At 69.0% G+C, this 12,016-nt stretch carries 9 protein-coding genes and 1 tRNA gene; 5 read left to right on the top strand and 5 right to left on the bottom strand.

What is annotated here, in order from left to right:
• The first annotated feature begins 236 nt into the window (after window positions 1-236).
• From ppdK to FWJ24_RS14400, 3 genes are all read left to right on the top strand, one after another.
• Window positions 237-2,915: a pyruvate, phosphate dikinase gene (gene ppdK, locus FWJ24_RS14410; protein ID WP_150288531.1), complete on the top strand. Its 2,679-nt coding sequence runs from the start codon at window positions 237-239 to the stop codon at window positions 2,913-2,915.
• A gap of 128 nt (window positions 2,916-3,043) precedes the next feature.
• Window positions 3,044-4,219 carry a cell wall hydrolase gene (locus FWJ24_RS14675; RefSeq protein WP_246155706.1) on the top strand — a complete coding sequence of 392 codons (1,176 nt, stop codon included), beginning with the start codon at window positions 3,044-3,046 and terminating at the stop codon, window positions 4,217-4,219.
• Between the two features lie 163 nt (window positions 4,220-4,382).
• A complete protein-coding gene (locus tag FWJ24_RS14400; protein ID WP_150288530.1) occupies window positions 4,383-4,952 on the top strand; it encodes a hypothetical protein in 570 nt (189 codons plus the stop codon).
• A gap of 6 nt (window positions 4,953-4,958) precedes the next feature.
• Here FWJ24_RS14400 and nadC read toward each other — a convergent pair whose 3' ends face one another.
• From nadC to nadA, 3 genes are all read right to left on the bottom strand, one after another.
• Window positions 4,959-5,819 (bottom strand): carboxylating nicotinate-nucleotide diphosphorylase, encoded by an 861-nt coding sequence (gene nadC, locus FWJ24_RS14395; protein ID WP_150288529.1) that lies wholly within the window; start codon window positions 5,817-5,819, stop codon window positions 4,959-4,961.
• On the bottom strand, window positions 5,816-7,390 hold the full coding sequence (locus tag FWJ24_RS14390; protein WP_150288528.1) for an L-aspartate oxidase: 1,575 nt from the start codon (window positions 7,388-7,390) through the stop codon (window positions 5,816-5,818). Before FWJ24_RS14390 ends, nadC begins: the two co-directional genes overlap by 4 nt.
• A gap of 94 nt (window positions 7,391-7,484) precedes the next feature.
• Window positions 7,485-8,540, bottom strand: a complete 1,056-nt coding sequence (nadA, locus tag FWJ24_RS14385; RefSeq protein ID WP_246155707.1) for a quinolinate synthase NadA — start codon at window positions 8,538-8,540, stop codon at window positions 7,485-7,487.
• A gap of 289 nt (window positions 8,541-8,829) precedes the next feature.
• Here nadA and FWJ24_RS14380 point away from each other — a divergent pair, with 289 nt between their 5' ends.
• A complete protein-coding gene (locus FWJ24_RS14380; protein ID WP_166443737.1) occupies window positions 8,830-10,692 on the top strand; it encodes a glycosyltransferase in 1,863 nt (620 codons plus the stop codon).
• Here FWJ24_RS14380 and FWJ24_RS14375 read toward each other — a convergent pair.
• Window positions 10,689-10,868: a hypothetical protein gene (locus FWJ24_RS14375; protein WP_150288525.1), complete on the bottom strand. Its 180-nt coding sequence runs from the start codon at window positions 10,866-10,868 to the stop codon at window positions 10,689-10,691. The two genes, FWJ24_RS14380 and FWJ24_RS14375, sit on opposite strands and share 4 nt — an antisense overlap.
• 159 nt (window positions 10,869-11,027) lie before the next feature.
• Between FWJ24_RS14375 and FWJ24_RS14370 the strand changes: the two genes are divergently transcribed.
• Window positions 11,028-11,104: transfer RNA gene (locus tag FWJ24_RS14370), tRNA-Arg, on the top strand.
• Here FWJ24_RS14370 and FWJ24_RS14875 read toward each other — a convergent pair.
• Window positions 11,075-11,911, bottom strand: coding sequence for a recombinase zinc beta ribbon domain-containing protein (locus FWJ24_RS14875; protein WP_150288524.1), 837 nt, complete (start codon window positions 11,909-11,911; stop codon window positions 11,075-11,077). The genes FWJ24_RS14370 and FWJ24_RS14875 overlap by 30 nt on opposite strands.
• Window positions 11,912-12,016 lie beyond the last annotated feature (105 nt).

Raw genomic sequence — 12,016 nt, 5'->3', positions numbered from 1 at the left:
CCTTGAAAGCCGGGCTATGGTTCCGGCGCGGTCGTCTCGTCATGGTCTCTCCTGTTCACGGCATCATGCCGATCTCAGGCAGAATTTCCACTTATCCCCGCTGTCCAGATTTCCCGAGCCAGCTCTGGGGGACAATCCCGCCGTCACGCATTCGTACAGGTTGCCTTCCGCCGCCTTTTGCGACAGGAGAGTGACGCTCTTTCGCACCTGCGAAATCAGATCCGGGAGGTTCCGGCATGACGAAATGGGTTTACACGTTTGGGGATGGCAAGGCCGAGGGCAACCAGGGCCTGAAGAACCTTCTCGGCGGCAAGGGTGCCAATCTCGCCGAGATGAGCAATCTCGGCCTCCCGGTCCCGCCCGGCTTCACGATCTCCACCGAGGTCTGCACCTATTATTACGCGCATGAGCGGCGCTATCCGGCCGAACTGGCGATCGGGGTCGATGCCGCGCTGAAGCATGTCGGCGCGCTGACCGGCCGGGCCTTCGGCGATCCCGAGAACCCGCTCCTCGTCTCGGTGCGCTCGGGCGCACGGGCCTCGATGCCGGGGATGATGGATACTGTGCTCAATCTCGGCCTCAACGACGTGACGGTCGAGGCCATGGCGCGGCTCGCCAACGACGCCCGCTTCGCCTGGGACAGCTATCGCCGCTTCATCACCATGTATTCCAACGTGGTGCTGGATATCGAGCATCACAATTTCGAGGACATCCTCGAGGAATATAAGGATTCCAAGGGGTTCACGCTCGATACCGAACTCGGCGCCGACGATTGGCGCCACCTCGTCCAGGCCTACAAGGCATGCGTGCAGCACCATCTCGGCCGCCCCTTCCCGCAGGATCCGCACGAGCAGCTCTGGGGCGCGATCTCGGCCGTGTTCGGCTCGTGGATGAATGCCCGCGCGATCAAGTATCGTGAATTGCACGCCATTCCGGAAAGCTGGGGCACCGCCGTCAATGTCCAGGCGATGGTGTTCGGCAATATGGGCGAGACCTCGGCGACGGGGGTCGCCTTCACGCGCAATCCCTCCACCGGCGCCCGCGAACTCTATGGCGAATTCCTGATCAACGCGCAGGGCGAGGATGTCGTGGCCGGCATCCGCACCCCGCAGGACATCACCGAGGCAGCGCGGCTCGCGGCGGGCTCCACCAAGCCGTCGCTGGAGGCGGCGATGCCGGACGCCTATCGCGAACTCGTGCGCATCTACGGCCTGCTGGAGACGCATTACCGCGACATGCAGGACATGGAATTCACGATCGAGCGCGGCAAGCTCTGGATGCTCCAGACGCGCAACGGCAAACGCACCGCCAAGGCGGCGCTCAAGATCGCCGTCGATCTCGCCAATGAGGGGCTGATCAGCCGCGAGGAGGCGGTTCTGCGCGTCGACCCGGCGGCGCTCGACCAGCTCCTGCACCCGACGATCGATCCGAAGGCCGAGCGGATCGTGGTCGCCACCGGCCTGCCGGCCTCGCCCGGCGCCGCGACCGGCGCGATCGTCTTCACCTCCGAGGAAGCGGAGGCGGCCGCCAGGGAGAAGCGCAAGGTCATCCTGGTGCGCGTCGAAACCTCGCCCGAGGACATCCACGGCATGCATGCGGCCGAAGGCATTCTCACCACGCGCGGCGGCATGACGAGCCATGCGGCCGTGGTGGCGCGCGGCATGGGCAAACCCTGCGTCTCCGGCGCCGGAGCAATCCGCATCGACATGGTGAACGGCACGGTCTCGGCCGGCGGCAAGGTGCTCAAGCGCGGCGATTCCATCACCATCGACGGCTCGACCGGGCAGGTTCTCCAGGGCGAGATCGCGATGCTCCAGCCGGAACTCTCGGGCGAGTTCGCGACGCTGATGGGCTGGGCGGACCAATCCCGCCGGCTCAAGGTGCGCACCAATGCCGAGACGCCGCTCGATGCGCGCATGGCGGTCAAATTCGGCGCCGAGGGCATCGGCCTCTGCCGCACCGAGCACATGTTCTTCGACGGCGAGCGCATCATCGCCATGCGCGAGATGATCCTCGCCGATGACGAGAAGGGCCGCCGTGCGGCGCTCGCCAAGCTGCTGCCGATGCAGCGCTCGGATTTCATCGAGCTGTTCGAGATCATGAAGGGCCTGCCGGTGACGATCCGGCTGCTCGATCCGCCGCTGCACGAATTCCTCCCGCACGAGCCGCGCGAGATCCAGGAGATCGCCGAGGCGATGGGCGCCTCGCCGGAAAAGCTCCGGGTGCGGGCGCTCGAATTGCGCGAATCGAACCCGATGCTCGGCTTCCGCGGCTGCCGCCTCGCGGTCGCCTATCCGGAAATCGCCGAAATGCAGGCGCGCGCGATCTTCGAGGCGGCCATCGAGGCCGGAAGCCGGACCGGCGCGGCCGTCTCGCCGGAGATCATGGTGCCGCTGGTGATGACGCGGGCCGAACTGGACCTCGTCAAGGCGCGGATCGATGCGATGGCCGCAGCGGTGGCGAAGGAACGCGGCGTGACGGTGGATTACAGCGTCGGGACGATGATCGAATTGCCGCGCGCGGCGCTGCGCGCCGCCGACATCGCCGGCAGCGCGGCATTCTTCTCCTTCGGAACCAATGACCTCACCCAGACGACGCTCGGCATCAGCCGCGACGATGCGGGCTCCTTCCTCGGCTCCTACAAGGCGCGCGGCATCCTCGCGGAGGATCCGTTCGTCACGCTTGACCGCGAGGGCGTGGGCGAACTGGTGAAGCTCGCCGCCGAGCGCGGCCGGGCGGCGCGGGCGGGCCTCAAGCTCGGCCTCTGCGGCGAGCATGGCGGCGACCCGGCCTCGATCGCCTTCTGCGAGGAGGTTGGGCTCGATTACGTGTCCTGCTCGCCCTTCCGCGTGCCGATCGCCCGGCTCGCGGCCGCGCAGGCCGCGCTCGGTCGGGTGACGAAGACCGAGGGATGAGGCCGCAAGGTTCCGGTTAACCCTTTCCCTTAAGAGGCCCTGAACCCCGGCAACGGATTATTCAACCCGGGGGGTGAAAGCCGGTTGCGCGTGGCCAGCGCGCAACGCCGGCATGCAGGAGCCGAAGCGTGCAGGACGGGACGCATCGCATTCCGGGTCGGCGCCGCCGCCAGCGCAAGGGACGCGGCGCGGCGCGCATGCTCGCGCAGATCCTGACACCCTGGAGCCTCGCGGCGGCGCTGGTTGTCTCCTTCACCGCGAGCGCCGGCGAGAGCACGCGCCGGCTCGACCAGGAATTCCGCCGTTCGGCCATGATCGAGCCGCAGCGCCTGACGCTGATGCCGCCGCGGCTGGCGGCGCTGCCGCTCCACGGGGAAGCAACCGCCGCGATCCCCGCGCCGATCAGCCTCAACCGCGCGAGCCGGCTGCTGCCGCATATCCGCCGCGTCGATCTCGCGCGCGCCATCCGCCCGCCCGAGCAGATCGGCGCGCCCATCCTGTTCGAAGGCGACCGCACGATCCTTCCCGGACGCCCGCTCGACCCGGCCCTGACACGCGAGATCGCAAGCCGCGTGCTGCTCCAGCGCCTCCAGCGCTTCGATGGCGGCACGCTGGCGCCGGGCATGCAAAGCGGCGGTTCGGGCGACGCCGCGGCGGGCGGAACCTCGCCGCAGCGCCTTGCCATGTCGCGCCCGGACGGCGCGACGCCGGCGGTGCATCGCGCGACCAGCCTCTCCTCCGTGACACCGGCGCCGGTGGAGCCCGAGATCATCGCCGCCGCCGCCATGCGCATCCCCGCCTTCGCGCGGGTGCATGGCGATGCGGCCGGCAGGCCGGTCGAAACCGCGCGGCTTTCCCTGCAACCCGGCTATCTCGACATCATCTCGCCGGAAAGCCTCAAGCGCGAGCAGCGCTGCCTGGCAGAGGCGGTCTATTTCGAGGCGCGATCGGAGCCCGAGGCCGGCCAGGCGGCCGTGGCACAGGTGGTGCTGAACCGGGTCCGCTCCGGCCTCTATCCGAACACGGTCTGCGGGGTCGTCTACCAGAACCGGCACCGCTACAAGGCCTGCCAGTTCACCTTCGCCTGCGAGGGCAGGAGCCTCGCCATCACCGAACCCGAGCCCTGGGCGATGGCGCAGCGCATCGCGCGCGCGGTGATGGAAGGGGCTCGCTACAATGATGCGGTCGGCGCCTCGACGCATTACCATGCCGATTACGTCGCGCCCTACTGGTCGCGGCGGCTGAAGCGCACCGACCGGATCGGCCGGCATATCTTCTACCGCCTCCGGCCGGGGCAGAGCTGAGCCCCGCCGGCGGTGCGGGCCGGGCAGCTCCGCATGGCCCGGCTTAACCGCGTCGGTTTACCGTCGTCTTGAATAAAAGGCGCATCACACACGTTTTGCTTGCGTTCTATCGCAGGCGGACCATGCTTCCCGCACGAACAGAACCTGTCCAGCGAGGTGTTCCATGCGCAGAACCGCCTTTCTCGCGGCCCTTGCCGTTCTCGGGTCCGTCACCATCGCGCAGGCCGGCGGCGGCTGCATCGGCCGCTGCTACGAGCGCGTCCATGTCCCGCCGACCTACGGCACGGTGACCGAGACAATCGAGGTCGCGCCCGCCCGGACCCATGCCCGCCATGTGCCGCCGGTCTATGGCCGGGTGCAGGAGACCGTCGTCCTGCGGCCGGAGCATGTCGTGGCCCGCGTGGTGCCGGCGCGCTACGCGACGATCGCCGAGACGGTCGAGGTCGCGCCGGCCCGTCGCGTCTGGAAGGTCGTCCGCGACGGCTGGGGGCGCGAGATCGGCTGCTGGGTCACCGAGCCCGCGCAATTCGCGACGCGCCACCGCCTCGTCGAGATCAGCCCGGCGCGGACGATCCACGAGACCGTCCCGGCCGTCTACGGCACCCGCGAACGCACGGTGCTGGTCGAGCCCGGCCATGTGACGCATCACCATGTGCCGGCCACCTACGCCACCCGCACGCATGTCGTGCAGACCGCGCCGGGCTATGACGGCTGGCAGCCGCTCCGCCGCTGAACGCCCTCAGCCGATCGCGATATCAAGGCCGAGATCGAGCACCGGTGCGGAATGGGTGAGCGCGCCGACCGAGATCAGGTCCACACCGGTGGCCGCGATCGCCGCCACGGTCTCTAGGCTGACCCCGCCCGAGGCTTCCGTCAGCAGCGCCGGGCGCCGCGCTTTCACGCGTGCCACGGCCTCGGCCAGCACGGCCGGGGCCATGTTGTCGAGCAGCACGACATCGGCGCCCTCCCGGAGCACCTCGTCGAGCTGATCGAGCGTATCGACCTCGATCTCGACCTTGACGAGATGGCCGCAGGCAGCCCGGGCGGCCCGCAGCGCCGGCGCGATCCCGCCGGCCACGGCGATGTGGTTGTCCTTGATCAGAACCGCGTCGAACAGGCCGAAGCGATGGTTGCGGCCGCCGCCGCACCGCACCGCATGCTTCTCGAAGGCGCGCAGCCCCGGCGTCGTCTTGCGCGTGCAGACGATCGATGCCGCCGTGCCCTGGACAAGGCGGACATATTCGGCGGTCAGGGTCGCGATTCCGGACAGGCGCCCGACGAAATTGAGCGCCGTCCGCTCGGCGGCGAGGATCGCCCTGGCGTCGCCCTCGACGCGCATCACCCCCTCGCCGGGCGCGACCGCCGCGCCATCCGGTCGATCGAGATAGATATCGAGATCGGGCTCCACCTGCCCGAACGCCTCCACCGCGAGCTGGAGCCCGGCAATGCGGCCGGGCCGGCGCGCGACCATCACGAGCCGCGCGCGGCGGCCGGGCGGGATGCAGGCCGCAGAGGTGATGTCGCCGGCGAGGCCGAGATCCTCCGCGAGCGCGCGGGAGACGGCCTCGCTGACGAGATGGGCGGGGAGCGGAGGGATCATCGGGGCAACTCGCCATGCGGGATGGGGCCGAAACCGTCCGGCGCGCGAACAGGATCCGCCTCCGGCCCCCAGGATGCGTGATATTGCCAGCAGGGCTCGCGCCACGCATCGGGAAAATCGCGCCGCGCATGGCCGCCCCGGCTCTCCTTGCGCGCCAGCGCGTCGCGCGCCATCGCGTCGGCGAGCCCGGCCATGGCGCCGGCGCGCCAGCCGGCCGGCCGCAGGCATAGCGGCGCCAACTCCGCGCGCGCCCGGCGCAACCCCTCCGCGTCGCGCAGCACGCCGACATCGCGCTGCATGATCGCGCGGATGGCGGCGACCGCCGCGGCCTCGGCCCCGGCCGGTGCCGCCGCCCCCTCCTCGACCGGTTCCGGCAGCGTGAACCCCTCGCCCGAGCCCGCGATCGCGGCAGCCGCCCGGGCGCCGAACACCACCGCCTCCAGCAGCGAGTTGGAAGCGAGGCGATTGGCGCCGTGAACCCCGGTGCAGGCGACCTCGCCGACCGCGTAGAGCCGTTCCGGTGCGGTTGCGCCGCGGGCGCGGCCATCCGCATCGGTCCAGACGCCGCCCATGTGATAATGCGCCGCCGGTGCAACGGGGATGAGATCGGTCACGGGGTCGATCCCCGCCGCCACGCAGGAGGCGTGGACGGTTGGGAAGAGGTCCGGGAAATGCCGGCCGATGCTCGCGCGGCAATCGAGATAGGCGCCGCGCCCGGCGGCGATCGCCTCGAACACACCGCGCGCGACGATATCGCGCGGGGCAAGTTCGGCATCGGGGTGAAGATCCGGCATGAAGCGGCGGCCGTCGCGATCCACCAGCGTCGCCCCCTCCCCGCGCAGCGCCTCGGTCGCGAGCGGCGCCGGGTCGCGGCCGATATCGATCGCGGTCGGATGAAACTGCACGAATTCCATGTTCGCGAGCGTCGCGCCGGCCTCATGGGCCATCGCGAGGCCCGAGCCCCAGGCTTCCCGCGGGTTGGTCGTCACCGCGAAGAGCTGCCCCGCGCCGCCGGTCGCAAGCACGACATGGCTCGCCGCAAACCGCACGGCGCGGCCGCCGAGCCACGCGCGCGCGCCAGCGATTTCGCCATTCCCGGCGCGCAGCAGGGCGAACGCCTCCGCGCCCTCGATCACGCGAATCGACGGCGCGCGGCGCACGGCGGCGACCAGCGCCTCCATGATCGCCCGGCCGGCCATGTCGCCGCGCACCCGCACGATGCGATGCGCGGAATGCGCGGCCTCGCGGCTCTGCACCAGCCGGCCCTCGAGATCGCGGTCGAAGGGCACGCCCTGTTCGAGCAGATCGAGGATGCGGTCCGACGCTTCGGAGACCATCAGCCGCACCATGGCGGCATCGCAGAGCCCGGCGCCGGCGGCCAGCGTATCGGCGACATGGGAATCGATCGAATCCCCCGTGCCGATCGCCGCCGCGATGCCCCCCTGCGCCCAGGCCGAGGAAGCACCCTCGCCGAGCGGCACCGGCGTCAGCACCGTGCAGGGATGCGGCGCGAGCTTCAGCGCCGTGAAGAGCCCGGCAAGGCCGCCGCCGATGATGAGAATGGAGGGCATGGCTCGGTTCCGCAATCCCCGACGATGCAGGGCACCGGAGGGACGATCAGGCTTCGGGGCCGCGCCGCGGACCAAAGTCCGCGGCGCAAGCGCGTCACTGAGTCAGGTTCACCATCCGCTCGACCGAGCGGCGGGCACGAACGGCCAGGTCCTCGGGGATCTCGACCTGGTGCTTCAGCGTCAGGAGCGAATCGAGGATCTTCGGCAGCGTGATCCGCTTCATATGCGGGCAGAGATTGCACGGCCGCACGAATTCCACGTCGCGCGCGCCGGCGGCGACATTGTCGGCCATCGAACATTCGGTGACGAGCAGAACCTTGCCGCCATGCTGGGCCCTGGCGTAATCGATCATGCCGGCGGTGGAGCCGGTGAAATCGGCTTCCGCGATCACGTCGGGCGGGCATTCCGGATGCGCGATGATCTTGATCGTCGGATCCGCCTCGCGATAGCGGCGCAATTCCTCGCCGGTGAAGCGCTCGTGCACCTCGCAGGCACCATGCCAGGCGATGATCTGCACCCGGGTCTTCGACGCCACGTATTTCGCGAGATACTGGTCCGGCACGAACAGGACCCTGTCGACGCCAAGGCTCTCGACCACCTGCACGGCATTCGACGAGGTGCAGCAGATATCGACCTCGGCCTTCACCTCCGCCGAGGTGTTGACATAGGCCACCACCGGCACGCCGGGATAGGCCGCGCGCAGGCGACGGATATCCTCGCCGGTGATCGAGGCGGCAAGCGAGCAGCCGGCCTTGAGATCCGGGATCAGCACCATCTTGTCCGGGCTGAGAAGCTTAGAGGTCTCGGCCATGAAATGCACGCCGCCCTGCACGATGATGCGGGCATCGGTGCGGGCCGCGAGCTTGGCGAGCTGGAGCGAATCCCCAACCAGATCGGCCACGCAATTGTAGATTTCCGGCGTCTGGTAGTTATGCGCGAGGATGACCGCGTCGCGCACCTTCTTCAGCCGGTTGATCGCGGCGACGTAAGGGGCGTGGAATGGCCATTCCACCGGCGGCACGATGTGGCGCACGCGCTCGTAGAGAGGCGCGGTCTCGGCCGCAACCTCCGGCGTGTAGCTCAGATCAGGCCGCGGCAGGGCAGCGAGCCGCGCCGCCGGCGCTGCCCGGCTTGCGTCCGGCGCTGTCATCCGCTGGGCCGTTATTGGCTGGGCCATCGTTCATCCTCCCGTCCGGCGACACCGGATAGTTATACTCAAAACGAGTATTTCTATTACACGGTTTCGCCGGCAAAAGCTAGAGGGGAAGGCGGCGGGGGCCAGGGTCGCCCGCGACGCGCCCCATGGTTGACGGATGGTTGCAGGCATGCGCTTGATTGGCGACATTCCTCCGGCATTCCCCATGGAAGTTGCCCGTCTCGCGTCGCCTTCGCCCGCGCACCCGGCACGCCGCATCCCGGCGCCGGCAGGGGATGCCGACTTGCTCGCGGCGCATTGCGGCCTTGCACCTGCCGAATGGCATGCCTGCCTGACCCGCGCCCGCGCGCTGAGCGCCGATCCGTTCGACCTCGCGCTCGGCGAGGGGCGGATCCGCGAAGCGGCCTTTCTGGCCGGGCTCGCGCACCTGCTCGGCGCCAGGACGGCCGCGATTCCGCCGCCACCCGCCATCGGCCGGGCCGAGGAGGCCTTCGCGCTGCGCACCTACCGGACGGAAGATGGCGCGCGCGTGGTGCAGCCGAACGGCGCGCTCGCGCTGGTTCTGCTTCGCCAGCACCGCGAAGGCCGGCTCCCGCCGGTGATCCTGACCGGGCGTCAGGGTTTTCTCGACCGGATCGTGGAGGCCGATGGCGACCGGATCGCCCGGCGCGCGCTGTGCACCCTGCCGGCGCGGCATTCCGCCCGGCCGCCGGAGGCACGGCATGGGCACGCCTCCGGCCGGCATGGTCGCGGCGAGGCGGCGCGTGTGATGCTGGCCCTGGCGGGGCTCGGCGTACTGAGCGGCCTTGCCGTCCTCTTTCCGGTGGAAGCGCTGGTTCTGCCGCCGCTTCTGCTCTCGCCAATCTTCGTCATCGCGGGCCTGGCGGCGCTGACCGCGACCTTCGAGAGCCTGATGCCGGCACCGCCGCCACCCCCGGTCGAAAGCCGGAACCTGCCGCGCTATTCGGTGCTGGTGCCGCTCTATCGCGAGGCCAATATCGTCGCCGATCTCGTGGCCCGGCTCGACGCGCTCCAATATCCGCGCGACCGGCTCGAAATCCTGTTCCTGGTCGAGAGCGACGATGCCGAAACCCGCGCCGCGCTCGCGGCGGTACCGCGGCCGCCGGGTTTCCTGATCTTCCCCGTGCCGGAGGGCACGCCGCGCACGAAGCCGCGGGCGCTCAACGCAGCCCTGCCGTTCGCGACAGGCGATCTTGTCGTGGTCTACGATGCCGAGGATGCGCCGGAACCGGACCAACTCCTGCGCGCGGCGGCGCTGTTCGGGGCGCTGCCGGCGCAGGTGGCCTGCCTCCAGGCGCGGCTCGCGATCGCCAATCCGCGCGACGGGTTCCTGACGCGGCGCTTCGCCATCGATTATGCCGCGCTGTTCGATTGCATGAAGGCCGGCTCGGCCAGTGCCGGCTGGTCGGTTCCGCTCGGCGGCTCGTCGAACCATTTCCGGCTCCCGGTGCTGCGGCAGATCGGCGCCTGGGATGCCTGGAACGTCACCGAGGATGCCGAACTCGGGTTGCGCCTCGCCCGGTTCGGCTGGAGCGTCGGCGACCTCCGCTCCACCACCTGGGAGGAGGCCCCCAACCGGCTCGATTCCTGGCTGGGCCAGCGCCGGCGCTGGCTCAAGGGCTGGCTGCAGACGCTCGTCGTCCAGCTTCGCGATCCACGGGGGCTGATCGCCGGGCTCGGCCCATTTCGTACCATGGTGATCGCCGCGACCGGGTTCGCCGTGCTGGCGGGGGCGTTGCTGGCCCCCGTTTTCGCCTTGGCGGTCGCGCTGCGCCTCGCGAACGGCACGCCGCTCGGAAGCGGTGGACCGCTCCTCATCCTGGCCGATGCGATGCTGGTGCTGACCCTGCTGGTGACGCTCGCCGTCGAGATCATTCCCGCTTTCGTCGCGCTCGCGCGGCGGCGGGCGCTGTTCCTCGCGCCCTGGATCCTGCTCGCACCGGTGACACATCTTCTGGTGAGCCTCGCCGCGTGGCAGGCGCTCCGGGAACTGGCGCGGCGCCCCTATCACTGGCAGAAGACCGCCCATGGTCAGGCACGCCGGACGGGTGGCCTGCACGCGATCATCCCCGGATCAAACCCGCCGCATGCCCGCACGGGTGGCGCGTTGCGGCCTTCCGGTTAGAAGCACAGCGCGAGGCCGGCGCTCACGAGATCGAGGAAGACCTGGACCCCGTTGCCGGCCCAGAGCCAGAAAGCCGCGGCCGCAAGCAGGATCGCGGCGAGCACGACAAGCAGCCGATCACCGGCGCGCGGCAGCGGGGCCGCCGCAGCATCATCCGCAAGGTCGTGCCGTTCCACCTGTCCGCTCCCTCGCCTGGCCGCCTGACCGGGCCTTGCGTCATTCTACGCCATCCGGTCGCCCGTTCAAACCGGATCCCCTTTCTCGCGCAATGAGGCTTGCCCTTTTTCTTCCGAACCGCTATCAGACCGCCTCTCGCGCGGCGCAACGTCGCGCCGGCGCCCGTAGCTCAGCTGGATAGAGCACCAGACTACGAATCTGGGGGTCAGAGGTTCGAATCCTTTCGGGCGCGCCATTCACGGTCAAAACCACGAACAATTCTCGGCGAAGAAGAACGACCGTTGACTGCGTCAAGCAGTGTCGTTTTCCGGCCGATAATGCGGATACGTTTGTCGTCAATTTCAACCGCATCGATGAATGATCGCAGATAGGCCTTGCGTGCGTTCACATCGCCATGTTCCAGCTTTTCCGTGACTAGCCTGCTGAACCTTTCGATTTTCGCGACATCAACGGCGATGCTTTTCGGGAGAACTGCCTTGGCTTTTTCAAGCTCAGCCTGGTTGCGCGAAAGCTCCTGCCGCAGTTCGCTGATGCGGCCCTTGAGAACGTCATCAAGCTCCGCGGTACCATCTTCGATTGTGGCGTAGAGTCTTCGAAGCTTAGTGCCGGTTTCGGCGACGGTGGCCTCAAGGTGCAACAGGCGCTGTCGTCCGTTTTCCTCCTTGCTGGAAAGCTGCGCGGTGAGTGCGCTGATGACCTCGGCAATTTTCGTTGGTTCAAGAAGTCGGCCGCGCACAGCGTCGATAACAGCGGCATCGACGAGCTCCATGCGCTTGTGCCGTCCCTTGCACTGGTTAAGGCCGGTCGAGTGGCCACCAACACATGTGTAGTAGGAATATCGCCTCCGGCCACGGACTGTCCCTGTGCGGGTCATGCTCGAGCCGCAGCGCGCACAACGAGCCAAGCCCGTGAGGAGGCAAGGACCATTCACAACGCGGGGCGGCGTGTTGCGCGCATTGTTGGCCGAGAGCTTCGACTGGACGCGGTCGAAGAGCGGGCGATCAATGATGGGGGGAATGGTGACCTGCCACTGAGTTGTCATCCAGCGGCGATTAGAGCCTCGGCGGGTTTTACGCCTTGTGGCGCGGGTGGAGCAACGGGCGATCGGCGGAGTTGGTCGGTGTTGCGCAGCCGATCGCCCGTTGCG

The organism is Rhabdaerophilum calidifontis (assembly GCF_008641065.1).
Taxonomy (GTDB): domain Bacteria; phylum Pseudomonadota; class Alphaproteobacteria; order Rhizobiales; family Beijerinckiaceae; genus Rhabdaerophilum; species Rhabdaerophilum calidifontis.
This window is presented reverse-complemented; position numbering and strand designations above follow the sequence as displayed.